Source organism: Candidatus Poriferisocius sp., assembly GCF_965214065.1.
In the GTDB taxonomy this organism is placed as follows: Bacteria; Actinomycetota; Acidimicrobiia; order Acidimicrobiales; family Bin134; genus Poriferisocius.
In genome coordinates this window covers 910662-935222 of sequence record NZ_CBDCAT010000027.1, presented here as the reverse complement: position 1 = coordinate 935222, position 24561 = coordinate 910662, and the positions used below count along the sequence as shown (strand labels likewise).

At 63.7% G+C, this 24561-nt stretch carries 22 protein-coding genes; 6 read left to right on the top strand and 16 right to left on the bottom strand.

Going from position 1 to position 24561, the window contains the following annotated elements; all coding sequences use genetic code 11:
* Positions 1-73 precede the first annotated feature (73 nt).
* On the top strand, positions 74-472 hold the full coding sequence (locus ACOOGG_RS10850) for a hypothetical protein (RefSeq protein ID WP_420435105.1): 399 nt from the start codon (positions 74-76) through the stop codon (positions 470-472).
* Here the strand turns inward: ACOOGG_RS10850 and purQ are convergent.
* From purQ to dnaK, 13 genes are all read right to left on the bottom strand, one after another.
* Positions 469-1131, bottom strand: coding sequence for a phosphoribosylformylglycinamidine synthase subunit PurQ (purQ, locus tag ACOOGG_RS10845; RefSeq protein WP_420435104.1), 663 nt, complete (start codon positions 1129-1131; stop codon positions 469-471). The two genes, ACOOGG_RS10850 and purQ, sit on opposite strands and share 4 nt — an antisense overlap.
* A 34-nt stretch (positions 1132-1165) precedes the next feature.
* A complete protein-coding gene (gene purS / locus ACOOGG_RS10840; RefSeq protein WP_420435103.1) occupies positions 1166-1426 on the bottom strand; it encodes a phosphoribosylformylglycinamidine synthase subunit PurS in 261 nt (86 codons plus the stop codon).
* A 10-nt stretch (positions 1427-1436) separates the two neighbouring features.
* On the bottom strand, positions 1437-2321 hold the full coding sequence (locus ACOOGG_RS10835; RefSeq protein WP_420435102.1) for a phosphoribosylaminoimidazolesuccinocarboxamide synthase: 885 nt from the start codon (positions 2319-2321) through the stop codon (positions 1437-1439).
* Complete coding sequence (purB, locus tag ACOOGG_RS10830; protein ID WP_420435101.1) at positions 2318-3718, bottom strand: adenylosuccinate lyase; 1401 nt, start codon at positions 3716-3718, stop codon at positions 2318-2320. Before purB ends, ACOOGG_RS10835 begins: the two co-directional genes overlap by 4 nt.
* Positions 3711-4166 carry a 5-(carboxyamino)imidazole ribonucleotide mutase gene (gene purE, locus ACOOGG_RS10825; protein ID WP_420435100.1) on the bottom strand — a complete coding sequence of 152 codons (456 nt, stop codon included), beginning with the start codon at positions 4164-4166 and terminating at the stop codon, positions 3711-3713. Before purE ends, purB begins: the two co-directional genes overlap by 8 nt.
* A 5-nt stretch (positions 4167-4171) precedes the next feature.
* Positions 4172-5443, bottom strand: a complete 1272-nt coding sequence (gene purD, locus ACOOGG_RS10820; RefSeq protein ID WP_420435099.1) for a phosphoribosylamine--glycine ligase — start codon at positions 5441-5443, stop codon at positions 4172-4174.
* Positions 5440-6726, bottom strand: a complete 1287-nt coding sequence (locus ACOOGG_RS10815) for an adenylosuccinate synthase (protein WP_420435098.1) — start codon at positions 6724-6726, stop codon at positions 5440-5442. Before ACOOGG_RS10815 ends, purD begins: the two co-directional genes overlap by 4 nt.
* A 92-nt stretch (positions 6727-6818) precedes the next feature.
* Entirely contained in the window at positions 6819-7793 is a 975-nt protein-coding gene (gene egtD / locus ACOOGG_RS10810) for an L-histidine N(alpha)-methyltransferase (RefSeq protein ID WP_420435195.1), read from the bottom strand.
* Positions 7793-9073, bottom strand: a complete 1281-nt coding sequence (gene egtB, locus ACOOGG_RS10805) for an ergothioneine biosynthesis protein EgtB (protein WP_420435097.1) — start codon at positions 9071-9073, stop codon at positions 7793-7795. The genes egtD and egtB overlap by 1 nt, the downstream gene beginning before the upstream one ends.
* A gap of 63 nt (positions 9074-9136) precedes the next feature.
* Complete coding sequence (locus tag ACOOGG_RS10800) at positions 9137-9469, bottom strand: heat shock protein transcriptional repressor HspR (protein WP_420435096.1); 333 nt, start codon at positions 9467-9469, stop codon at positions 9137-9139.
* Positions 9466-10365: a DnaJ C-terminal domain-containing protein gene (locus ACOOGG_RS10795; protein WP_420435095.1), complete on the bottom strand. Its 900-nt coding sequence runs from the start codon at positions 10363-10365 to the stop codon at positions 9466-9468. Before ACOOGG_RS10795 ends, ACOOGG_RS10800 begins: the two co-directional genes overlap by 4 nt.
* Before the next feature lie 16 nt (positions 10366-10381).
* Positions 10382-10957 carry a nucleotide exchange factor GrpE gene (locus ACOOGG_RS10790; protein WP_420435094.1) on the bottom strand — a complete coding sequence of 192 codons (576 nt, stop codon included), beginning with the start codon at positions 10955-10957 and terminating at the stop codon, positions 10382-10384.
* A complete protein-coding gene (gene dnaK / locus ACOOGG_RS10785) occupies positions 10954-12813 on the bottom strand; it encodes a molecular chaperone DnaK (protein WP_420435093.1) in 1860 nt (619 codons plus the stop codon). Before dnaK ends, ACOOGG_RS10790 begins: the two co-directional genes overlap by 4 nt.
* 128 nt (positions 12814-12941) lie before the next feature.
* Between dnaK and gpmA the strand changes: the two genes are divergently transcribed.
* Positions 12942-13700 carry a 2,3-diphosphoglycerate-dependent phosphoglycerate mutase gene (gpmA, locus tag ACOOGG_RS10780; RefSeq protein ID WP_420435092.1) on the top strand — a complete coding sequence of 253 codons (759 nt, stop codon included), beginning with the start codon at positions 12942-12944 and terminating at the stop codon, positions 13698-13700.
* Between the two features lie 22 nt (positions 13701-13722).
* On the opposite strand, the gene ACOOGG_RS10775 is transcribed toward gpmA, so the two are convergent.
* Positions 13723-15087 (bottom strand): ammonium transporter, encoded by a 1365-nt coding sequence (locus ACOOGG_RS10775; RefSeq protein ID WP_420435090.1) that lies wholly within the window; start codon positions 15085-15087, stop codon positions 13723-13725.
* Positions 15088-15273: 186 nt separating this feature from the next.
* Between ACOOGG_RS10775 and ACOOGG_RS10770 the strand changes: the two genes are divergently transcribed.
* Positions 15274-17943, top strand: a complete 2670-nt coding sequence (locus ACOOGG_RS10770) for a heterodisulfide reductase-related iron-sulfur binding cluster (protein WP_420435088.1) — start codon at positions 15274-15276, stop codon at positions 17941-17943.
* A gap of 38 nt (positions 17944-17981) precedes the next feature.
* Here the strand turns inward: ACOOGG_RS10770 and ppc are convergent, their stop codons facing one another.
* Positions 17982-20711, bottom strand: a complete 2730-nt coding sequence (gene ppc / locus ACOOGG_RS10765) for a phosphoenolpyruvate carboxylase (protein WP_420435086.1) — start codon at positions 20709-20711, stop codon at positions 17982-17984.
* Between the two features lie 80 nt (positions 20712-20791).
* Between ppc and ACOOGG_RS10760 the strand changes: the two genes are divergently transcribed.
* From ACOOGG_RS10760 to ACOOGG_RS10750, 3 genes are read left to right on the top strand one after another with little or no spacing between them, the layout of a single operon-like run.
* Complete coding sequence (locus ACOOGG_RS10760; protein ID WP_420435084.1) at positions 20792-21133, top strand: type II toxin-antitoxin system Phd/YefM family antitoxin; 342 nt, start codon at positions 20792-20794, stop codon at positions 21131-21133.
* On the top strand, positions 21133-21549 hold the full coding sequence (locus ACOOGG_RS10755) for a PIN domain-containing protein (RefSeq protein WP_420435082.1): 417 nt from the start codon (positions 21133-21135) through the stop codon (positions 21547-21549). The genes ACOOGG_RS10760 and ACOOGG_RS10755 overlap by 1 nt, the downstream gene beginning before the upstream one ends.
* A 57-nt stretch (positions 21550-21606) precedes the next feature.
* On the top strand, positions 21607-21996 hold the full coding sequence (locus ACOOGG_RS10750; protein ID WP_420435080.1) for a hypothetical protein: 390 nt from the start codon (positions 21607-21609) through the stop codon (positions 21994-21996).
* A gap of 134 nt (positions 21997-22130) precedes the next feature.
* Here ACOOGG_RS10750 and ACOOGG_RS10745 read toward each other — a convergent pair whose 3' ends face one another.
* Positions 22131-24530, bottom strand: a complete 2400-nt coding sequence (locus ACOOGG_RS10745; protein WP_420435078.1) for a glycoside hydrolase family 3 C-terminal domain-containing protein — start codon at positions 24528-24530, stop codon at positions 22131-22133.
* Between the last annotated feature and the right edge of the window lie 31 nt (positions 24531-24561).

The window sequence follows — 24561 nt, the reverse complement described above, 5'->3', positions numbered from 1 at the left end:
GTTTGAATAAGCCCGCCGAATATAGTTTCATATTGGCGAACAACAATCCGACCAAACCCAAAGAGGAGCGACAGTGGTATCTGAAGAAGTAAAATCGGCACGGGCTGCCGGACAGGCTCAAGGACGCGCGGTCAGCCGTTACTTGACTGCGCTGGACTCGACCAAGCCTAAGCGTGGTCGGCAACGTTCGACCGAGAAAATGCAAGCTCGCGTTGACGAGCTCCCTGGTGAAATCGCACAGGCCAAGCCTCTGAAAAAGGTTCATCTGATCCAAGAGCTCATGGACTTGCAGACCGAATTGGCGAAGGAAGAGGAAACGGTTGATATCAGCGCGGTTGAGAGCGAGTTCATCGCAATCGCCGCCGAATACAGCAGCCGCAAGGGCATTTCCTATGCGGCATGGCGTGAGGTGGGAGTGCCGGCCAGCGTGTTGAAAGCAGCTGGGGTAGCCCGTACTCGCTCCACTGACTAACCATCGCTGATCAAGCCTTTCAGCAATAGAGCACCGTCGGTGCTTCCCAGCAACGGATGAGCGGCACGCTCAGGGTGGGGCATTAGCCCCACCACGTTGCCGTTTTTGTTGCAAATTCCTGCGATGTCGTCAGTAGACCCATTGGGATTGTCGCGATAGGTCAGCACGACCTGATTCGAGGCGCGCAATTCCTCAAGTGTCTCTTTGGAACAGACATAATTGCCCTCAAAATGATTGATGGGGACATTGAGCTCATCGCCCTGGGCAAGGCCCCGAGTAAGCACTGAGCTTGTTGATTCCACTCGCAACGTGGTGGTTTGGCAGAGAAATTTGAGTCCGCGGTTTTTGTAGAGGGCTCCGGGCAGCAGTTGTGCCTCGGTAAGGATCTGGAACCCATTGCAGATGCCCACTACGGGTCCCCCGTCGTAGGCAAAGCGGCATACTACCTCCATTATTGGAGAGAATCGAGCCATTGCCCCGGTGCGCAAGTAATCGCCGTGGGCGAAACCACCGGGTAGCACAACGGCGTCGACATCGCTCAGGTGAGTGTCCTTATGCCAAAGAAGCTTTCCAGAACCTCCGATTGAGTCCACAGCCTCCACTACATCGTGCTCGCAGTTAGAGCCCGGAAACACTACAACGCCGACCTTGGCAGTCACGAACGCGTACCAGCTGGCATGCCAATTGGATTGATCATGACGCTCCGTCAATTGATATTTCCGTGTCTTCAATGACCGGATTGGCCAGAATGCGTTCGCACATGGCCTCTACCTGTTGACGAGCCTCAGTTTCGTTGGGAGCTTCCAAATCAAATCGCAGGGACTTACCCACTCGGACGCCGCTAACGCTGTTGAATCCCAAAGCGGGCAGCGCCTGTTCAATGGTCAGGCCCTCGGGATCGGCTATCCCTTCTCGAAGGCTCACCTCTACAACCACGTTGAACATCTGGCTCATTTCTTCACCATCACCCGGGCCAGTCGGCGAAATCGCGGCCGGTGATGATCTCATAAGCGCTCACGTAGCGGGCCGCGCTGGCCGCCACCACCTCATCAGGCAGCGGCGGAGGCGGGTACTGCTTGTCCCAATCCAGCGTGCTGAGATAATCCCTCACCGGCTGCTTGTCGTACGACGGCGGCGTGGCTCCCGGTGTCCAACCGTCCACCGGCCAAAAGCGTGATGAGTCGGGGGTGAGCACCTCGTCGGCCACCACCAGAGTGCCGTTCACCATGCCCATCTCAAATTTGGTGTCAGCGATGATGATTCCCTTTTGGGCCGCAGCCTCCGAGGCTCGGCGGTACAACTCCAGCGATGCCGACCGGGCCTGTTCGGCCAAATCTGAGCCCACCAGTTCCACCGCCTGGTCGTAGGAGATGTTCTCGTCGTGGCCGGATTCGGCTTTGGTTGAGGGGGTAAACACCGGCTCGGGGAGCTTGTCGGATTCTTGGAGCCCGGCCAGGAGCACTTGGCCGTGCATGGTGCCCTGGCTCTTGTACTCCTTCCAGGCTGAGCCGCTGATGTACCCCCGCACGATACATTCGATGGGAAGCATCTCGGCCCGATGGCACAGCATGGCTCGACCGGCCACCCCATTCACCTGGGCCTCTGGGGGCAAGTCGGCCAAATCAGTGGAGATGAGATGGCTGGGCAGCACGTCGGCCAGCGTCTCGAACCAGTAGGCCGACATGGCAGTGAGCACCCTCCCCTTGTGGGGGACGGGCTCATCCATAACCACGTCGAACGCCGAGATGCGATCGGAGGTGATCATCAGAAGCCGGCCGTCGCCCGCATCAAAAATGTCGCGGACCTTGCCGGAATGGACGGGGGGCAAATTGATGATTGAGATACTCACAAGATCGACTCCGACTGGTAGACGGATGCGTTGGGATATTGGGCTGCTAGCTGCCGCGTGTTGGAGGCAAAGCCTCGAGCTTGTTCAGCGGCAGCTCCGGTCAAGGCTAAAAGCTGGCTCTTGATCTGATCGACATCGACTTCGTCTATCGGCAACCTCTCGTCATCGACGATGGCCGTGAAGAATTTGTTTCCCTTGGAGGCATGCTCGGAGATGATGCGATGGGCTTCTTCCCGGCCTGCTCCGGCAGCCACCGAGGCCATCAGCACCCGGGTCGCGGTGAGCGTCGGCAGGTTGGCGGCCAGTTCAGCGGCAATCGCGTCATCGAATACCACGAGCTCATTGAGCACTACCAGCACGGCTTCAAGCTGGCCGTCAAGAGCAAAAAACGCGCCGGGCAGGGCCACCCGACGCACCACCGAGCAGCTCACGTCGCCCTCGTTCCACTGGTCGCCCACCAGAGAAGTAACCATACCGGCGTACCCCTGAACCACTGCGGACAAACCGCAAATGCGCTCGGAGGTCCGGGCGTTGCGCTTGCCGGGCATAGCCGACGAACCCACCTGCCCGGTCTGGAACCCCTCTGAGATCAGGTCCTGGCCGGCCATGAGCCGGATGGTACGGGCCAGGTTGGCGGGCGCCGACGATGTCTGCACCAGCGCGGAGACCACGTCGTAGTCCAGCGATCGGGGGTACACCTGTCCCACGCTGTCCATCACACTGTCAAAGCCAAGGCTCGCCGCCATGCGCTGCTCCAGTTCGCCCACCCTGTCGGTATCACCGGCTAATAGATCTAGCTGGTCTTGCTGAGTGCCCACCGGACCTTTCAGACCACGCAACTGGTAGCGGGCCAGTAAGTCTTCGATCCGATCCAATCCAGCCCTCGCCTCCCCGCCGTAGTTGGCGAAGCGCTTGCCCAGGGTGGTGGCTTGGGCGGGCACGTTGTGGGAGCGGCCCACCATCACCAGTTCAGCGTGGGTGTCGGCCTGTCGGCCCAGAGCACAGATCACCGCCACCAGCTTGTCCCGCACCAAGCGCAAAGAATCCCGAATCTGAAGCTGTTCGATGTTCTCGGTGAGATCGCGCGAAGTCATCCCCTTATGGATGTGCTCGTGGCCAGCCAGGGCGCAGAACTCCTCGATCCGGGCCTTCACATCGTGGCGGGTGACTCGCTCCCGCTCTCGAATGGAGTCCAAATCGACCTGTCCAATAGCACCCCGATAGGCCTCCACCACTCCGTCGGGTACTTCGATCCCAAGATCCCGCTGGGCCTCCAGCACTGCCACCCACAGGCGGCGCTCGGCTTTGACCTTGCCCTCAGGCGACCAGATTGCCGCCATCGCAGAGCTGGCGTAGCGATCAGCCAGAACGTCGGGAATCTGGTCTTTCTCAGGCACCGGCCATCTCAGCGCGATGAGTGGCCAGGCGTTCAGCCAACTCTGGGTCGGACACGGCCAATATCTGGATGGCCAACAACGCCGCATTCATGGCGCCATTGATGGCCACGGTAGCCACCGGGATCCCCTTGGGCATCTGCACGGTGGAGTAAAGAGAGTCCACCCCGTTCAGCGCTCCGCCGGCTAGGGGCACCCCGATCACCGGCAAGGTGGTTTGGGCCGCGGCCGCACCGGCCAAGTGGGCAGCCATGCCCGCACCGCAGATGATGGCCCCAAACCCGGCATCGCGGGCACCCGACACAAACTGGCGCACCTTCTCGGGCGTGCGATGGGCCGACATGACCTCCCAATGGCACTCCACCCCGAACTGCTCCAGCGTGGTGCGGGCCGGGGACATGGTGTCCTCGTCGCTGGAAGATCCCATGATTACGGCGACTCTTAGGCTCATCTCTCTTACCCCGTAGATACGCTGTCCACTGCCTTGGCGGCGATGTCAAAGCGAACGTAGCGGCCCGGCCAAACAATGTGGGTGACCCCGGCGTAAGCCCGGTCTCGGGCAGTGGCCAAGTCGGGTCCCTGCCCAGTTATGTCCAACACCCGGCCTCCTGCGGTCACTAAGCCCTGGCCGTTTTGACCAGGGGAAACAACACCGCCACTGCCGGGACGGGCCGACGAGACCCCGGCGCAGAAGACGGTGACTCCCGCTTCCGCGTTGGCTGCTTCTATGCCAGTGATGAGATCGCCAGTCCGGGGGGACGCGGGATACCCCTCGGAGGCGCACACCACTGTCACCGCGGCGTCGTCGCCATACTCCGGGGCTTCGGCCAGCGCACCGGCCGCCGCTCCGGCCAGCAAGTCGGCCAAATCCGACCGCAGCCGGGGCAACACCACCTGGGCCTCCGGGTCGCCGAAGCGCACGTTGTACTCCAGAACCTTCAGCCCCTGGGGGGTGAGCATCAGCCCGGCATACAGCACGCCCCGATAGTCGATGCCCCTCCCTTGAAGCGCGGTCAGCGTGGGCAGCACTGCCCGCTCCATCACCTCATCCACAACATCGGTACCGGCCAGCGGAACCGGGGAAAAAGCCCCCATTCCACCGGTGTTGGGGCCGACGTCGCCCTCGCCAATGCGCTTGAAATCCTGGGCCGGGGCCAACGGCACGGCATGGCGGCCATCGCATACCGCCAGCACCGAAAGCTCGGGTCCGGTGAGGCCCTCCTCTATCACCACCCGGCGACCGGCGTCCCCGAAGGCCTCCCCTGACAGATAGGCCCGTACTGCGTCCTCTGCCTCAGCCCGGTCCTCGGTGACCAGCACTCCCTTGCCCGCGGCCAGCCCATCGGTCTTGATGACGAACAGGTCGCTCATGGTGGCCAAGTACCGGAGAGCCGCGTCCAGGTCGGTGAACGAGCCATGGCCCGCGGTGGGCACCTCTGCGGCCAACAGCAGATCCTTCATCCATGCCTTGGACCCCTCCAAACGGGCTCCGTCGGCACCGGGGCCGAACACCAGGCGCCCCGCCGCCCGCAGTTTGTCAGCCAACCCGTCGACCAGGGGGACTTCCGGGCCGATCACATAGAGATCGGCGTTGATCTCGGTAGCCGGGGCCGGGGTCGAACCGGGGATGCCGGGATTGCCGGGGGTGACCACCACATCGCACGACCGGGCGAGCACATGGGTGAGCGCATGCTCTCTCCCACCGCTACCGACGACGCAGACCCTCACGGGACCGCGCTGAAGGTGATGAACTGATCCCGTCCCGGACCCACGCCTACCAGTGTCGCGGGCACGCCGGCCTGCTCCTCGATGAAGCACAGATAGTCTTCAGCTTCACGAGGCAGTTCTGAACGTTCGCTGACACCGCTCAGGTCGGTGCCCCAACCGGGCAACTCCTCGTAAATCGGCACCGCCCGATGAATCTCCGACTGGTGATAGGGCATCGAGCTGCGACGCTCCCCGTCCACCTCGTAGGCCACGCACACCTTGATCGGATCAAGAGCGTCCAACACGTCGAGCTTGGTGATGGCCAGGTCCGACAGGGAGTTCACCCGCACCGCCTGGCGGAGCATCACCGTGTCGAGCCAGCCACAACGACGGCGGCGCTTGGTGTTGGTGCCGTACTCGCGACCAACATCCACCAGGTGATCGCCAATATCGTCGGTCAGCTCGCTGGGAAACGGACCCGAACCCACCCGGCTGATATATGCCTTGGTCACTCCGATGACTCGGTCGACGTGGCGGGGGCCGATGCCGGCCCCGACGCATACCCCGCCGGCTACCGGGTTGGAGGACGTGACAAAAGGATAGGTGCCGTGGTCGAGATCCAGGAACATGGCCTGAGCCCCTTCGAACAGTAGGTTCTTGCCGGTCTCCAAGGCGTCGTGGAGCAATCCCACCGTGTCGGCAATGTGCGGCTCCAGGCGAGGGCGGCACTCCTCCAGGTACTGGGCAGCCAGGCTTTCGAGATCGAAGGGCAGACGGTTGTACACCTTGGCCAGCAGGGGGTTCTTCTCGTGCAGCACCACACCGAGCTTCTCCCGGAATATCTTGGGATCGAGCAGATCCTGCACCCGCAGCCCCACCCGGGCCGCCTTGTCGGAGTAGGCCGGGCCGATACCCCGTTTGGTGGTACCCAGCTTGTTGCGCCCCAAGTGCCGCTCGGCCACCACGTCCAGCGCCTGGTGGTAGGGGAAGATGAGGTGGGCGTTGCCGCTGACCTGTAGTCGCCCGCAATCGACTCCCGCCTCGGCCAGTCGGTCCATCTCTTCGATCAGCACTCTGGGATCGATCACAACGCCGTTGCCGATTACCGGGGTCACATGGGGATATAGGACGCCGCTGGGAACCAATTGGAGCTTGAAGGTCTCGCCGTCCACCACGAGGGTGTGGCCCGCGTTGTGGCCGCCCTGATAGCGCACCACCATGTCCATTTCGCGGGAGAGGAGGTCGGTGAACTTGCCCTTGCCCTCGTCACCCCATTGCGTCCCAACGACCACTGTTGCTGGCAAAGGCCTACTCCATCAGCGTGGCTTACAGGCAGACCCTACTCGCGACACGCTGGTGGTTGACCAGCACTAAATCCAACTCAGCTGTAGCAGCGTCATCCCACCATACGAGACAGGGTCAGGGCGTAGTCCTCCCGGGCGTCGGTCCACAGGCGCTCCATGGCCAAGCCGACGGAAGCCAGCTCTGGTCCGATATTCTCCGGTCGGAACTTGGCACTAATCTCGGTGCGCATCCGCTCATCCCGGTCGAAGTCAACCGTCATGCCCAGCCCTCCGACGGTCACCCGCTGGGGGCGGCACGACCGAAGCCACATCTCGACCCACTCCTCATCGGAATCGAAACGGGCCTCGTGCTCGAACTGGTCGAGATCGAAGTCGGCGTCGAGACGACGGTTGATCACCGATAACACGTTTCGGTTGAACTCGGCAGTCACTCCATCGGGATCGTCGTAGGCGGCGATCAGTCGATCGTGCTCCTTCACCAGGTCGAAACCCAAGAGGAACGTGTCACCTGGCACCATGGCATCGGCCACTGCGGCCAGAAAGTCCTTACGGGCTGCAGGGGGGAAGTTCCCGATCGTGCCGCCCAGCAGCATCAGGAGGCGGCAGCCACCTTTGGGGACGTGGCTCAAGTGGTGCTCGAAGTCGCCAACCACACCGTGGACAGCCAGTCCCTCATATGCCTCAGCCAACTCGGCGGCCGCAGTTCGGAGCGTGGCCTCGCTGTTGTCGAACGGCACGTAGCGGCGAAGCCATCCCGTGGCAGCCAGGGCATCCAGAACGATCCGGGTCTTCTCCGAGGTGCCCGAGCCCAACTCCACAACGGTGTCGGCCCCCGACCGCTCGGCGATAACGTCCACCTCGCGCTCGAGGATCTCCCGCTCCCGCCGAGTGGGGTAGTAGTCGGGCAGGCGGGTGATCTGATCGAACAACTCGCTGCCCCGGTCGTCGTAGAACCACTTCGGAGGCAGCTCTTTGGGCTGGTTTGTGAGCCCCTGGGCCACGTCTTCCCGAAGCGCTTGGTCGATCCAGGCGCGATCCAAATGGATGTCGACTACCGGTTCGATCATCATGCGTCTCGGGCCAGGCGCAACCCGGAGAAATGCCAGCGCGTGTGGGGGTGGAAGAAGTTGCGGTAGGTGGCCCGGACATGTCCGGGCGGTGTAACACAAGCCCCGCCCCGGAGCACGAACTGGTTGACCATGAATTTGCCGTTGTACTCCCCCACCGCGCCGGGCGCGGGGCGGAAACCGGGATAGGGGCCATAGGGGCTAGAGGTCCACTCCCACACGTCCCCGTAGAGCTGGCGCGTGCCGCCGCCCGGTGGGGCGGGGGCGGGGTGCAGCCGGCCCCCTTCTCCTAAATTGCCTTTCGGCTCCTCCCCCTCAGCGGCGTGCTCCCACTCAGCCTCGGTGGGAAGCCGGGCACCGGCCCAGCGGGCGAAGGCATCGGCCTCGTAGTACGACAGATGGCACACCGGCTCCTCGGGAGACAGTGGTTGAAGCCCATGAAGAGCAAACACCCGCCAGCCTTCGTCGGGGTGGAGATCCCAGTAGGAGGGCGCCTCCCATCGATTCTCCAGCCGCTGGTACCAGCCGTCCGACAGCCACAGCGTGGGGGTGTCATAGCCCCCGTCAACCATGAACTCCAGCCACTGGCCGCAGGTCACCAGCCGATCGGCTAGCTGATACGAGGGCAAAATGACCCGGTGGCGGGGGCTCTCGTTGTCGAAAGCGAAATCGTCGCCGTCGTGGCCTACCCACACCTCCCCGCCTCCGAAATTGGCCCAACCGTCCGATTGCTGACCGTTGGCTGACCCATCGGCGGGCGAAGAGGGGAGTTTGTGGTAAGCGGGCCATAGCGCCTGGTTGGTCGACAGCACATGCTTGATATCCATGAGCAGCAACTCCTGATGCTGCTGTTCATGGTGGAGACCCAGGGTGACCAGATCAGCGGTGGGTCCATCCTGCGGACGGGATAGCAATTCGGCCATGGCCCGATCCACATGGGACCGGTAGGCAGCTACCTCTTCGCATGAAGGTCGGGAGAGATTGCCCCGCTCGGGCCGGGGGTGTCGCTGCCCGACCGCCTCGTAATACGAGTTGAACAGATAACCGAACGCCGGGTGGTACTCGCTATAGCCATCCAGGCGAGGCTTGAGCAGGAAAGTCTCAAAGAACCAGGTGACGTGGGCCCGGTGCCATTTGGTGGGGCTGATATCGGGCATCGATTGGATGCACTGATCCTCGTTGCTCAAAGGGCCGGCAAGCGCGTCGGTGTAGGACCTTACGGCTTGGTAGGCCACCAAGAGGTCGGAGAGGTCGGGGGCGAGTGTCGGTGTCACAGTCACTGAAGCGGCAAGCACAGAAGTGCCAGAATCGGACTGTACTAGTCGCGGATCAACTTCTTCGACCTAACTCCTGCGATACAAGACAATGTCGGCCCGCTTCGACTCAAGCTCCCGGGCAAGGTTCGCCACTTGGGCCTTGAGCCGAGCGACCTCGGCCTCAAGGGCCAGCACTCGTTCCACCCCGTCGAGGTTCATGCCCTCGCTGGTGAGCTCGTGCACCCGGCGGAGCCTGTCGATGTCGGCGTCGCTGTAGCGCCGGCTCCCCCCGCCAGTACGGGCCGGCTGGACCAGACCCCGGCGGTCGTAGATTCGCAGGGTCTGGGGGTGGATTCCGGCCAGCTCGGCGGCGACCGAAATGACATACACCGCCCGATCGCGGCCTCGGGGGTCGATCATGGTCTCGCCTCCATCGACTTGTCGAACGCTTCGAGAGCACGTCGCTGCTCGTCGTTCAATTCGGTGGGCACTTCCAGAGCTACTCTCACTAGAAGGTCGCCGGTGCCCTTGCCGGTCTTCACCCCCCGGCCTCGCACCCGAAGAACCTGGTCGGGCTGGCTCCCGGAAGGCAGGCGTAGCTTCACCGGGTCGCCCTCGAAAGTGGGCACGGAGATCTCTGCCCCCAGCGCGGCCTGGGCGAACGAAACCGTCACGGTGACGGTGAGGTTCTTGCCCTGACGGCCGAACACGGGGTGGGCCTTGACATCGACCACCACATACAAGTCACCGGGGGGGCCGCCATTTGCCCCTGGCTCCCCCTTGCCGGCCAATTTGATTTTCTGGCCGTTGGCCACGCCGGCGGGAATCCGGACTGAAATGGAGCGGCCTGCTTGGGCGGTGTCACCGCTCAGCCGGACGTCGGTGGTCACCCCTCGCACGGCCTCTTCGAAGTCCAGGGTCAGATGGGCACTGAGATCGCGCCCCCGCACCGGGCGGGTCTGACCGCTGAATGGATGGCCGCCGCGGCCGAAGCGGCCGCCACCCATGAATGCCGAGACGAAGTCGGCCATGTCGCCTTCCATGGTGTAGCCGCCCGGCCCAGCCTGGAAGTTCATGGGCCCCATGTGGCGCACTTGGTCGTACTGAGCCCGGCGCTCGCCGTCGCCCAGCACGTCGTAGGCCGCCGACACTTCTTTAAACTGCTCCTCGGCCTTGGTGTCGCCCGGGTTGGCATCGGGGTGCAGCTTGCGGGCCAGCTTGCGATACGACTTGGTGATCTCCTTGTCGGACGCGGACGGGGAGACACCGAGCACCTTGTAGTAGTCGGTCTCCAGCCATTCCCGCTTTACGTCCATGACTCCGAGCTACCCCCTACCCCCGGACCTTCACCATGGCGGGCCGCAACACCCGGCTGTTCAACTGGTAGCCAGCCCGCAATACCTCGGCGATCACCGCCTCCCCTTCACCCGGCTCGTGAATCACTGCTTCGTGGCAGTTGGGGTCGAACGGCGCGCCGGGATCGTCCAGTTTGGCCAGGCCCTCCTTCTCCAGAGCTCCGAACAGAGCGTCTCTGATAGGGACGACGTCTTCGGCCCCCTGGGCCACCGCGGCATCGCAGGCATCCAGAACGGGCAGCATCTTCTCGACGATGCCCACCGCGGCTAAGGCAACCGTCTCCTGCTGACGCTCAGCCGCCTTGCGGCGATAGTTGGCAAACTCGGCCGTCACCCGCTGGAGGTCGCTGAGATAGCCGTCTCGCTGGGCCAACAGTTCATCGATCGTTGGCAGCGGCTCTTCCGAGTCGGCGCCATCGTCGGCACCTGCCTCGGGCGGCTGCTCTTCGAGCCCTTCGACCGCCGATTCGTCAGTTTCGCTAACCGAACAGTTGGCTAGCTGCTCGTTCGCCGATTCCTCAGCTTCAGCGTCAGCCCCAGGCGACTCGCTCACTGGGAGGCCCTGTCGTCTTCGCCATCTTCGTCCTCGACGATCTCGGCGTCAACGATGCCATCGTCGTCAACCGTGCCGTCCCCCGCATCAAAGTCTCCCGGCGCATCACCGGCCGCAGCAGCAGCCTGCTCGTACATGGCAGCACCGATCCGCTGACTGATGGCCGAGAGCTCCTCGGTGGCCGAGCGGATTCGGTCCAGATCCTTCTCATCAATAGCCGCTTTCAGGTCAGCCAGCTTGGCCTCGACCTCAGCACGGCTGTCGGGGTCCACCGAGTCGCCAGCATCAGCCAACAGCTTCTCCACCTGGTACACGAGGCTGTCGGCGTTGTTGAGCGCCTCGGCCTCCTCCCGGCGACGGGCATCCTCGGCGGCGTGGGCCTCGGCATCGGCGACCATCTGATCGATGGTGCTCTTGTCCAGCGAACTCTGTCCGGTAATCGTGATGGACTGCTCTTTGCCGGTGGCCCGGTCTTTGGCCGACACGTGCACGATGCCATTGGCGTCGATGTCGAAAGTGACTTCAATCTGGGGTACCCCACGGGGCGCGGGCGGAAGGTCTACCAGCTGGAACTTGCCCAGTGTCTTGTTGTAAGACGCCATCTCCCGTTCGCCCTGGAGTACATGGATCTCCACCGTGGGCTGGTTGTCGTCAGCAGTGGTGAACACCTCGGTGCGGCGGGTGGGGATGGTGGTGTTGCGCTCGATAAGGCGGGTCATCACGCCGCCTTTGGTCTCGATGCCCAACGAAAGCGGGGTCACGTCCAAAAGCAACACGTCTTTGACCTCGCCCTTGAGCACGCCGGCCTGCACCGCGGCGCCCACGGCCACTACCTCGTCGGGGTTGACTCCCTGATGAGGCTGGGTGCCGGTCATTCCGGTAACCAGGTCGACCACTGCTGGCATCCGGGTGGAGCCGCCCACCAGGATCACGTGGTCTACGTCGCCCGCCGACAGACCCGCGTCGGACAGGGCCTGCTCAAAGGGCTTGCGACAGCGGTCCAATAGGTCGCTGGTGAGGTCTTGGAACTTGGCCCGGCTCAGTTCGTAGTCCATGTGGAGCGGCCCGGCGTCGGTGGCGGTGATGAACGGCAGATTCACATTGGTGCTCTGGGTTTGCGACAACTCGATCTTGGCCTGCTCCGCGCCCTCCTTGAGCCGCTGCATAGCCATGTTGTCCTTGCTCAGATCTACGCCGTGGTCATTGCGGAACGAGTCCACCAACCAGCCGATCACCCGGTCGTCCCAGTCGTCGCCGCCCAGGGCGGTGTCGCCGCTGGTGGACTTCACCTCGAATACCCCGTCGCCGATCTCCAGCACAGATACGTCGAAGGTGCCCCCACCCAAGTCGAACACCAGGATGGTCTGGTCGGTGTCGCCCTTTTCGAGCCCATAGGCCAGGGCGGCGGCGGTGGGCTCGTTGATGATTCGCAACACCTCTAGCCCGGCAACGGTTCCGGCCTCTTTGGTGGCGGTGCGCTGGGCGTCGTCGAAGTAGGCCGGCACGGTGATTACCGCTTCGGTCACCTCGGTGCCCAGATAGGTCTCGGCATCCCGCTTGAGCTTTTGCAGGGTCCGAGCCGATATCTCCTGGCTGTTATAGGCCTTGCCGTCGATACCCACCGACCAGTCGGTGCCCACGTGGCGCTTGACCGAGCGGATGGTGCGATCGGGGTTGGTAATGGCCTGGCGCTTGGCCACTTCACCTACCAGTACCTCTCCATCCTTGGAGAAGGCCACTACCGACGGGGTTGTGCGAGAGCCCTCGGCATTGGCGATAACCGTGGGCTCACCGCCCTCAAGCAATGCGACCACACTGTTGGTGGTGCCCAGATCGATGCCGACAACCTTTCCCATATTGATTGACTCCTTGATTGTTTGGGTTTTGTCAGAATTATTTTCCACATCAAGGATACCCTTCAAATTGTCATATCCCAAAACTTGAGTGCCGTCCACTAAGGGTATGTGCCGCTACGCTCCCAAGAGTGAACCCAACAATCCTGATCCTGCTCCGTCATGGGCAGAGCCAATGGAACGCCTCCAACCAATTCACCGGATGGTACGACTGCGACCTGACGCCGAAGGGAGAGGCTGAAGCTCGAGCCGGAGGAGGAGCGCTGGCCGAGGCTGGACTTTTGCCCGACGTTGTGCACACCTCACTCCAGACCCGGGCCATCCGCACCGCGGACCTAGCCCTAGCCGAGATGGACCGGACCGGGGTGCCGGTGAAGCAGGATTGGCGGTTGAACGAGCGTCACTACGGCGACCTCACGGGGATGGACAAGTCCGAGACCCTTAAGCGCTATGGCGACGAGCAACTCAACGCCTGGCGCCGGGGCTACCGCACGCCGCCCCCGCACATTGCCGAAGACAACCCGTGGAACCCCAATCGCGATCCCCGCTACGCACACATTCCCCCCGAATTGCTGCCCACAAGCGAGTGCCTTGCCGATGTGGTGGAGCGGTTGATGCCCTACTGGCACGACGCCGTGGTCCCCGACCTGCGGGCCGAGCGGGTGGTCCTGATCTCGGCCCACGGAAACAGCCTGAGGGCTCTGGCCAAGCACCTCGACCAGATCGACGATGATGCCATCGCCGACCTCAACATCCCTACGGGCATTCCGCTGGTGTACGAACTGGGCCCCGACATGATGCCAATCGAGGCCAAAACGACGCTCGCCCGCTCACTCGATCCCGCCGCAGCGGCCGAAGCGGCTGCGGCAGTGGCCAAGCAAGCGGGCTGAGCGCCTGTGGATCTGTAGGAGTTCAGCCCACAGAAGCCGAGGTGTCCGGGCCGTACCCAGGCACTCCGTGTTCGTGAAGGTCGAGACCACCAATCTCTTCCTCACGAGACACCCGCAGACCCATCGTCTTCTTCATCACCGCAAACAGGATTCCGGTAGTAACCGTCACCCATGCGAACACAAGCACCACACCGATGAGCTGCACCACCAACTGGTCGATGCCGCCGCCGTAGAACAAGCCGGCCTTGTCGGTGGCTACGAACCCATCGGCGTAGCGGGCGAACAGGCCCACCGCCAGCGTGCCCCAGACACCGCAAACACCGTGGACAGAGATGGCGCCAACAGGGTCGTCTACTCCCTTGCGGTCGAAGAACAGCACCGAGTACACCACGATGGCCCCGGCGATGGCCCCCGTCACAACGGCACCCAGCGGATTCATGGTGGCGGTGCCGGCGGTGATGCCCACGAGTCCGGCCAAGACACCGTTGCCAGTCATGGCCACGTCGAGCGATCCGGCTTTGCGCCAGATGACCGCCCCGGCCGTCAAGCCGCCAGCGGCCGCAGCCAGCAGCGTGGTCAAAGCAGCATGCATTACCACATTGTCCGCAGCCAGCTCGGAGCCGGGGTTGAACCCGAACCAGCCGAACCACAAGATGAACACACCCAGTACCACAAAGGCGATGTTGTGGCCGGGCATGGCCCGGGAGTTGCCATTTTCGTCGTATTTGCCGATGCGGGGTCCGAGGTAGATAGCACCCATCAACGCGGCCCATCCGCCTGTGCTGTGCACGATGGTGGAGCCGGCGAAGTCGCCGAACTTGGCGTCGCCGATCTCCAAGTCGGCGATGAGTCCGTCGCCACTCCAGAATGAGTGGACTACGACCGGATAGATCAGCGCGGTCATAAAGAAGCTGAACACCAAGTACGCGGAGAACTTGGTGCGCTCAGCCATGGCCCCCGAGGCGATGGTTACCGCAGTGGCCGCGAACACCACCTGGAAGAAGAAATCAGTGGGGCCGCTCAAACCGCCGTCGATGGCATTCGACATGCCGCTCAAGAAGAAGCCGTCGGTACCGAAAATTGATCCCGCGTCGGTTCCGTAGGCAATGCCAAAGCCGAAAGCGAAAAAGGCCATTGCGCCGATGCACATGTCCGCCAGGTTCTTGGCCATGATGTTGCCCACGTTCTTGGCCCGGGTCATCCCGGCCTCGACCATGCCGAACCCGGCCTGCATCAAGAACACCAAGATGCCGGCGATGAACACCCAAAGGTTGTCCATCACCGCCTGCACCGCCTCGGCACCGCCGTCTTGGGCGGCCGCCGGCACTACACCGATGAGTACTGTTGCGCCAGCAATCAGCGCACCTACTCCAAATTTCCTTTTCATGGGTTTCGGCCCTCCTTCGCCGCTTAGCGCCTTCGCCACTTCGGCTCTGGCGCAATCAGGGAAACCGTAGGAAGGCCAAGTTTCACGATTGTTTCTGCGCTGTGAATTTCAAGCAGGCGGTGGTGGCTTCGTGCTGCCCGCTTGAGTACGGAACGGGGGGATGCCAACTACTAGTTTGGGGTCGCCATGGACCAAAAGCGCCTGCGTCCCTATCACATCGTCCTCGGCCTCGGGCTGGGCTTCGCCGCCTTCACCGTCGCCTCGGGCATCGCCTCGGCCATTACAGAGTTCAAGAACCCGGCCGAGGTCACCCGCCACCCGTGGGAGAACATCCCCAATGGGTGGAAGGCCGCCTTCTACACCATCATTCCCATCTTCTTGGTGTGGGCGGCCTGGGAATTCGCCAAGCGAGTGAAGAACTGGGAGCGGGGCGGCCCCGACAACCGGCGCACCACCGCGGCCAACTTCAAGACCCGCCTCGAAGACCTCCGGCGGGGCATGTACATGCGCACCCTTTTGCGGGAGCCCGGCGCCGGGATCATGCACACCATGATCTATGTCGGGTTCATCATCCTGCTGGGGGTCACCACCACCCTGGAGATCGACGAGCAGCTCCCTGACGGGGCCAAGTTCCTCCACGGCCGGGTTTATCAGGTGTACTCGGCAGTGGCCGACATAGCCGGCGTCGTCTTCATGGCCGGGGTGATCTGGGCCATAGTGCGCCGCTACGGCCCCCGCCGGCTGCGGCCCTACCGCATCCGCATCAAGTCAAGACCCGAGCACGCGGTGATCTTGGGCACGTTTTTCGCCATCGGGATAACCGGGTTCGGCGCCGAAGTTTTCCGCATTGCCGACCACGGCGTGCCCGACTTCGAGAAGTGGTCGGTGATCGGCTACTGGGTGGCCACTCACATGAGGGGCCTCGAAGGCCTCGACCACTGGCACCAGTTCTGGTGGGCCGGCCACGTGATTGCCTTTATTGCTTTCTTGGTGCTGTTGCCCATCACCATGCTGCGCCATATGTTCACTTCCCCGCTGAACATGTACCTGCGGGACAAAGACCGGCCCAAGGGCGCCATGAAGCCCATGCCCAACCTGATGGAGACCGACCTAGAGTCTTTCGGCGCGGCCACGGTGGAGGACTTCACCTGGAAGCAGCTGCTCGACACCGACGCCTGCACGATGTGCGGCCGGTGCACATCGGTGTGCCCGGCCCATGCCACCGGCAAACCCCTCGACCCACGGGAGATCGTTCTTAAGACCGGGGAGGTCATGGCCGCCACCGGCGAACCGGCCACCACTCCGCCTCTGGGCACGGTGCCGGAAATCAAGGTTGAAGCCAACTCGCTGTTCGAGCGGATCACCGGCGAGGAGATCTGGGCATGTACCTCTTGTAAGGCGTGCGACGAGATCTGCCCGGTGAACATCGAGATCCTCGACAAGATCCTCGACATGCGGCGCTACCTGTCGCTGATGGAGTCCGACTTCCCCACCGAGTTGGGGCAGGCCTACCGGTCAATGGAGAACTCGGGGAACCCGTGGGGCATGTCCCAGGGCGACCGGGGGGCGTGGGCCACCGAGTTCGAGGGTATCACCGTGCTCGACGGGGGCGACCCCCTGGAGTCGGAGTACCTGTACTGGGTGGGCTGCGCCGGTTCTTTCGACGACAAGAACCGCAAGGTCACTCGGGCGGTGGCAAAGCTGCTTCAGAGGGCGGGAGTTAGCTTCTCCATCCTGGGACCGGCCGAGAACTGCACCGGCGACCCGGCCCGGCGTTCGGGCAACGAGTACATCTTCCAAATGCTGGCCATGCAGAACATCGAGACACTCAATGAAATGGGGGTCAAGAAGATCGTCACCCAGTGCCCCCACTGCTTCAACACTTTGGCCAACGAGTACCCCCAGCTCGGCGGGCACTACGAAGTGGTCCACCACACCCAGTTCCTGGAGGCGCTGATCGACGACGGACGCCTTGACATGTCCGGCGCCCGCCTTGACGAGCGGGTGGTGTATCACGACTCCTGCTACCTGGGCCGCCACAACGATGTGTACCTGGCCCCCCGGCGGGTGGTGGGCTCGCTGGGCGGAGTCGAAGTGGTGGAGGCCGAGCGCAACGGAACCAAAGGGATGTGCTGCGGCGCCGGCGGAGCCCGCATGTGGATGGAGGAGACCATCGGCAAACAGGTCAACGTGGAGCGGTCACAGGAGTTGATTGCGACTGGAGCCGATCGAATCGCCACCGCCTGCCCGTTCTGCTACATCATGATCGACGACGGCATCAAGGCCGAGGGCGCCGACGACGACGTGATCGTGGGCGACATCTCCATGCACCTGTTGGAGGCGTTGGAGAACCGAGACGCCGACGAGGAAGCCGCCCGGCAATCTGAACTGCTCACCATCCGCACCGCGGCTCCAGAACCCGTTGCCATCGCAGCGGCCGAGCCACAGGCTGCGGTTGTTACCGAGGCGGCACCGCCCGCAGAACCTCAGCCAGCAGCTGTTCCCGAGCCTGCAGCCGTTCCCGAGCCGCCAGCCGAAGTGGCCGAGGCCGAGCCGGAGGAAACGGCGGCTCCAGAAGCCGCTACCGAGCCGCCACCGGCGCGGGCCTCTCAAGACAAGCCCGTGCCAGACCCCGCCAGGAGACCAGACGACTTCACCCTCATCAAGGGCACCGATCCCGCCCTGGCCCGGGCGCTGCCCGATCATGGAATCGTCACCTACGAAGACCTAGCCGCCCTCGACGACCAAGCAGTCAAAGATCTCGAAACCGCCCTTGAGATTCCCGGCCGCATCAGCAAATGGAAGTGGCCATCGCAGGCTGTGACACTGATCGCCGAGCGCGACGAGGCCGACTAGCGGCATGACCGGCCCCTCTCAGCTTCCAAAACAACCCCTCATCCGGTATTGCGAAGTCCGGCGGCAACGCCGTTCACCGTGAGCAGCAGGGCACGCTGGATGCGGCGGCTGTCTTCGTCGGCAGCCGATGCCAGCCGGCTCCGAGACCGGGAAAGCAGCTCTGCCTGTAAAACGCTTATGGGGTCGAGATAGGCATCGCGAACCGCCAGGGTCCGCTTGAGCACCGGGAGGTCGCCGAGCAGGTCTCCCCCGGTCAGCTCGGCAATGTGGGCCGCGGCTCGGTCGTGCTCTTCGACGATGGTGTCGAAGAAATGGTGGAGCTCGGGGGCCACCAGGCGATTGACGTAGTGCCGGGCGATGGCCAGATCGGTCTTGACCAGGGTCATCTCCACGTTGGATATGAAAGTGCCGAAGAACTGCCAATCCCGATACATGGTTTGGAGTTGGTCGCCGAACCCGGCCTGCTGGGCTGCCTCCAACGCGGTGCCCACCCCGAACCAACCGGGGATGATCTGGCGCGACTGGGTCCATCCGAACACCCAGGGGATAGCCCGAAGATCGTCGATGCCGCCCGCCGACCCCGAGCGGCGGGCGGGACGCGATCCGATGTTCATGGCCGCCAACTCCTCTACCGGGGTGGAGGTCTTGAAGTACTCCGCGAACCCGGGGGTGTCGAGCAGGCCGCGGTACGCCCCGTAGGCCCGATCCGACATGAGCTCCATGACCTCGTTCCAAGCCTCGATGCCGCCGTGGCCGTGGCGCGGGTGCCGGTGGGCGACAGTGGCTTCGACAACGGCCGACAAGGCGAGATCGAGGTTGCGCTGGGCTAGGCCGGCAAGGCCGTATTTGTCGGCGATCACCTCGCCCTGCTCGGTGACCTTGAGGCCCCCGGCCACCACTCCGGCCGGCTGAGACAAGATGGCCGCGTTGGTGGGCCCGCCGCCTCGGCCCACTGTGCCTCCCCGACCGTGGAAAACCACCACCTTGATGCCGGTCTTTGCTGAGACTTCGGCGATCTTGCGCAGCGCTTTGTGGATTTCCCACTGAGAGGTGGTGATGCCGCCGTCTTTGTTGGAGTCGGAATATCCCACCATCACCTCTTGCCCATCGCCTCTGAGCTGCACCAGCCGCCGATAGGCGGGAACGGCGAAGAGCTCTTCGAGCATTGTGCCGATTCTTCGGAGATCGTCGATGGTCTCAAACAGGGGCACAAAGCCGATCCGGGCAACGCCCCCGGGGATGTCCACCAACCCGACCTCGCGGGCCAACACGGCGGGGGCAAGCACATCGTCGACGCTCTTGGTCATCGAGACGATGTAGCTTTCGATGGCCTCTTCGCCGTGCTGGTCGAGGGCTTGGCGCAAGGCGGCGAACAGCGCCAGCGTGCCCTGGGCATCGGACCCCGCGGGAGGGGCCAGTGGGCGGCGGCTCTCCAACTCTGCGGCCAACAGCGCTGTGCGCTCGGAGCGCGACAGCGTGCCGTAGTCGGTTCCCAGCTCGGCGAAGAGGTCGCCTAGTGCCTCATGGTGGACGGCGGCGTTCTCGCGGATGTCGAGAGTGGCGAGGTGGAATCCGGCCATGGCCAGGATTCGCCGGACGCGGGCCAGGCGGCCTCGGGCCAACAGCGAACCCCCGTTGGCCTCAAGCGACCGGGCCATGGCGGCCAGATCGGCTTCCACCTCAGCCGGCGACTGATAGGCCCTTAGTCCGGGCGGCTGGTCCATGGCCTCCAACAGCCGTTGGTGGATCACCGAGCAGCGCTGGCGGTATGGCTCACCGGCGCTCAGCTTGGTGAACCGGGATACCACGTCGGGAAAGTCGTCGCGGTCGGCTTCGATCTGGTTCTCCAGCTCTGGGCTGATGCCGGCAACTGCGGTGCTCACCGACAGCTCAGACGACAGCTCTTCCACCTCGGCCACCAGCAGGCGCAGCGCCCGGCTCCGCTGAAAGGCCAGGACTTGCAGGGTGATGTCGGGAGTCACGTTGGGATTGCCGTCGCGGTCTCCGCCCACCCACGACCCGAACCGAATCGGCACTTGAGGTCCGTCGAGCGATCCTCCAATGGCCCGCAGCACGGCGTCGACATCGTCGAAGAGCTCGGGCACGCCGGCGACAGCTATCTCGGTGAGGAAGTAGAGGATGGAACGGGCCTCGTCCACGGGATCGGGCCTCTCCCGGCGAAGCTCGTCGGTCTGCCAGATGGCGTCGATAAGCTCGTCGATCCGGCGGTCAATGCGTTCCCGATCAGCCGGGCTGCTGGTGGTCTCCCCTCGTCGCTCGATGAGCACAGCGACCTCGGTGAGCTTGTCGAGGATCGACCGGCGGGAGGCCTCGGTAGGATGCGCGGTGAACACCGGTCGGAGGTCGGCGGCGGTGGTGGCGGCCACGATCTCTTCTCGTTCGATGCCCAGCCCCAAAAGCTTCTCCACCGTCTCGGCGAACCGACGGCTGCCAACCAGGCCTCCGGCCTTCAAATCCTCCACCCGGTGGACCTGCTCAGCAGTGTTGGCCAGGTGGAAATACACCGTGAACGCCCGCACCAGGCGGATGGCCTCCACCACGTCCACGTCGTCGAGCAGCTCGGCCAGAGCCGCTCCCGACTCCGCGTCGCGCCGCAGGCCCCGGGCCATTGCCCGCACCTGCTCTACTCGCTCGAGCAATTCCGGGCCGTGCTGTCGCACCAGGGCATCGCCGAGTTGGTTGCCCAGCCGTCGGATGTCGTTGCGCAGCGCAGAGTCGATTTGGTCGAGATGGTCAGCCGTGGCCATGGACTTCAAGCATCAGATTCCGCGGTAGAGCCTTTTTGTACATTGTTGTACATTATTGTCAAGGCCGCTAGCCTAACCTAATGCCGCTTGCCAAGAACCCTATTTCGGCCATCACCATGCCGGTTAGCGAGTTTCGGGCCAATTGCGGTCCGCTCTTGGAGGCGGTGCGGGATGGTCAGGAGATAGTCATAACCAAGAACGGGCGGCCGGTGGCCGAGGTCCGCCCCCCTCGCCCTCCCCTCGCCGAGAACTCCGGGTCGCTGTTCGGCTTTTGCCGGGACACCATCTCGCTTCCCGAAGGGTTCGATTTCCTCGAGGCGGATGTGCTTTCTGCCAACGAAGAGGTGGTAGACGAGATTCTGACCAGCTGGGATCAGCAAGAGCCAGAACTAATTGTTGGCCCGCCTGAGCCTGATGGCTGATGCTTCTACTTGATACCAACGTGGTGCTCCGCTTCAGTTGGGGCCTGGCTGACGGCAAGCTCGGATCCCAGAGCATCGAGTTGGTCGACCATGCCATTAGGAGGGGCGAGGCGGTGGTCAGCGCCATTACCTATTGGGAACTGGCTCTCTTGCAAGCCAAACGTCGGCTGGCCATAGAGTTGAACGTAGCCCTTCTGCGGTTGCGGTTGGCCGCTGCGGGAATCAGAGACTTGCCCATCGGATCATTCGAAGCCGAAAAAGCCGCCCGCCTAGGAGATTTGGGCCTGGCTACTGGTGATACCGCCGATCGGTTCATCTTGGCCACCGCGCTCGTCCAGGAGTGCCCGCTGCTTACCCTGGACAAAGACATGCTGAATTGGGATGGCCCGGTTCGGTGTATCAACGCATCCCTCTGATTCGGCTCTGGGCGGCATGAAGTCTTGACCACGGCAAAAGAGGGCAGAATGGCGCCCATGGCTGACGCAGCGAGCGTCCGCCAGTACTACGAGATGTTCGGCTCGCGGGCGCTGGTGGCCGAACAGGACGGCCGCTGGTTCAAGGCCGTCACCCGGCATATCCGCGGCCACGACTTCGATGACGACCGGTGGGAGCTGTACGACCTTTCCGTCGATTTCTCCGAGTGCCGCGACTTGGCCGAAGACCAGCCCGACAAACTGGAAGAGCTCATCGGGCTCTGGTGGGAGGAGGCCGAGCGCCATGGAGTACTCCCGAATCACCAGGGCTGCCGGAGACGAAGGAGTTATCTGGGCCACGGGGAGCGCCAGCGCCGAGATATTGGATCATGCTTCCCCGGTGTCGGAGCGCTACGAGGGCTCATTCCCATCCACAGGAGAGATCCATGAGGAAGTCATCGAGCTCGGAGCACTAACACCCGCCGATACCCAAACCGCAGCCCGCACCGAGATGGCCAGGCAATAACTGGCTCTACGCGTGGGACTGTCAGGGCTAATGCAGATTCACCCGCTATCCGGTTGGGTCAGACCTCTATGGGCAACGCCGAGCGGATGTCGGTGGCTGATGCGGCCACCAGAAGTTGGTACTGGCCGGGGTCTACGGTCCAGCGGTGGTCTTGGGGGTCCCAGCGGGCGAAGGAGCGCTCTTTTAGGGCGATCTCCGCGGTGGCGGTCTCTGCTGGTTCGAGGGTGAGCTTGGCGAAGCCGGCCAGCTCTTTGGGGGGGCGAAGCGGGGCGCAATCGGGCGGGGACACGTATATCTGCACCACCTCGCGGCCCGGTCGGTGGCCGGTGTTGGTAACCGGCACCGACACAGTGACTTCGGTGCCATTGCCGCTCACCTCAGGCGGACCCCATTCGAATGTGGTGAATGAGCCGCCGTGGCCGAACGGGATCATGGGGGTGATACCGCGGGCGTCGTACCAGCGATAGCCGACGAAGACCCCCTCGCCGTAGCGCACCACACCGGCCTCGCCGGGGTAGTTCAAATAGGCGGGGGTCTCCTGTTCACGCCATGCCCAACTGGTGGGCATCCGCCCTCCGGGGTCGGCGTCGCCCAGCAGCACGTCGGCGATGGCACCGCCCGCCTCCTGGCCGGGGTACCAAGCCAACAGCACGGCCTTGGCCCGATCCAGCCACGGCAGTGCCATGGGCGCGCCGCAGTTGAGCACCACCACGGTGTTGGGGTTGGCATCGAGCACTCTCTCCACCAGTTCATCCTGGTTGTTGGGCAGCTCTATCGAATCCCGATCGCTGCCCTCGGACTCCCACTCGGCGTTGGAGCCGACCACCACCACCGCGGTGTCAGCGCGGGCGGCCAGCGCCGCCGCCTCGTCCAAGCCCTGTTCACGGTCGAGGTCGGCCAGCTCCACCCCAACGTCGACTATGCACACCCACTGGCCCCCCTCTCGAGGGACGTGATCGAGCCGTAGGCGGTAGGGCTTGCCGCCTTCGAGGTCGAGATAGCCGTCGCCGCCGTGCAAACCCAGGCCGGCGCTGAACGTCTCGACTTGGTTGTCGGCCACCGGTTCGCCGTCCACAAACAGGCGGGCATGGGCGAAGCCCAGGGCGCAGAACCGATGGCGCCCGGTGTGGTTAGGCGTCATGGTGAATTCGAGCCGCACGGACATGGCGTCGAGGCCCTTCGGCCAGAGCTCGCCGAACCAAACGTTGAACGGGCGCGGCCCGGTGACGGTCTTGAAGGGCTCGCCGTCGAACCCGAACCCGTCATAGAGCTCGAAGCTCACGCCGTCGTCGATCCAAGACTCGGGCACCGCTTCGGCCTTGCGCCGCATGTCGATGCCGGGGGCGTGGCCGATCAGCCGCTCGCCCAGGCGCTCGGCCAGCGATTCCAGCACCGTGGTGGTGCGATGGGGCACCAGGCTGGCCGATCCGCCGCCCAGCACTGCTGTGTCGGCTGCGCCAGGCCCGATCACAGCCACCGTTTGATCGCCAGCCAGAGGCAGCAGGTCATCGGCATTGCGAACCAGCACCATCGACGAGGCTGCGGCCCGCCGTGCCAGGGTTCGGTGCTCTAGACGCTCGACGCTGGCCTCGTCATGGTCAGTTGGGGTGCCCAGACGCCCGGCCCAATCCAAGAAGCTGACTATGCGGCGCACCTTGTCGTCGATCACCGCCTCGTCTACCAATCCCGCTTCGACCGAATCTTGAAGCCGGCCATTGCCCCACCATCGCCCTGGCCCGGGCATCTCCAAGTCGAGCCCGTGGACAGCAGGAGCGACGGTCTCTTTGATCGCCCCCCAGTCGGACACCACCAGACCGTCGAACCCCCACTCATCCTTGAGCACCCCCACCAGCAGATCGGGTTGCGCGCAAGCGTGGTGGCCGTTGACGAAGTTGTAGGCCCCCATCACCGCACGCACGCCTGCTTCGGTAACCGCGGCCTCGAACGGAGGAAGGTAGACCTCTCGCAGGCTCCGCTCGTCGACATCGACGTTGATGGTGTGGCGCTCGAACTCCTGGTCGTTGGCCACGTAGTGCTTGGCGCAGGCCCCCACACCCTGGGACTGGACCCCGGAGATGAAGGCCACGGCAATTCGGGAGCTGAGCTCGGGGTCCTCGCTGTAGCTCTCGAAGTGGCGACCTCCCCTTGGAGAACGGTGGAGGTTGACCGTCGGGGCCAAGATCATGTCCACCTTCCGGTCGGCGCACTCGGTGCCCAAGGCCTGGCCGATATCTTGAATGAGGCCCGTGTCCCAGGTGGCGGCCAGGGCGGAGGGCCCCGGCACCACCAGGCCCGGGCCCATCTGGCGTCCCCGCACCCCTACCGGCCCATCGCTGACGCACCAGTCGGGGATGCCCAGCCGCTCGCAGCCCGGAATGACCCAGGCGCCCTCGCCCGACACCATCAGGCACTTCTCCTCCAGCCTCATCTGGGCGACAAGCGTGTCTACATCAACCATGGAACCCCTCCCCAAGCGGGCACTGGACACT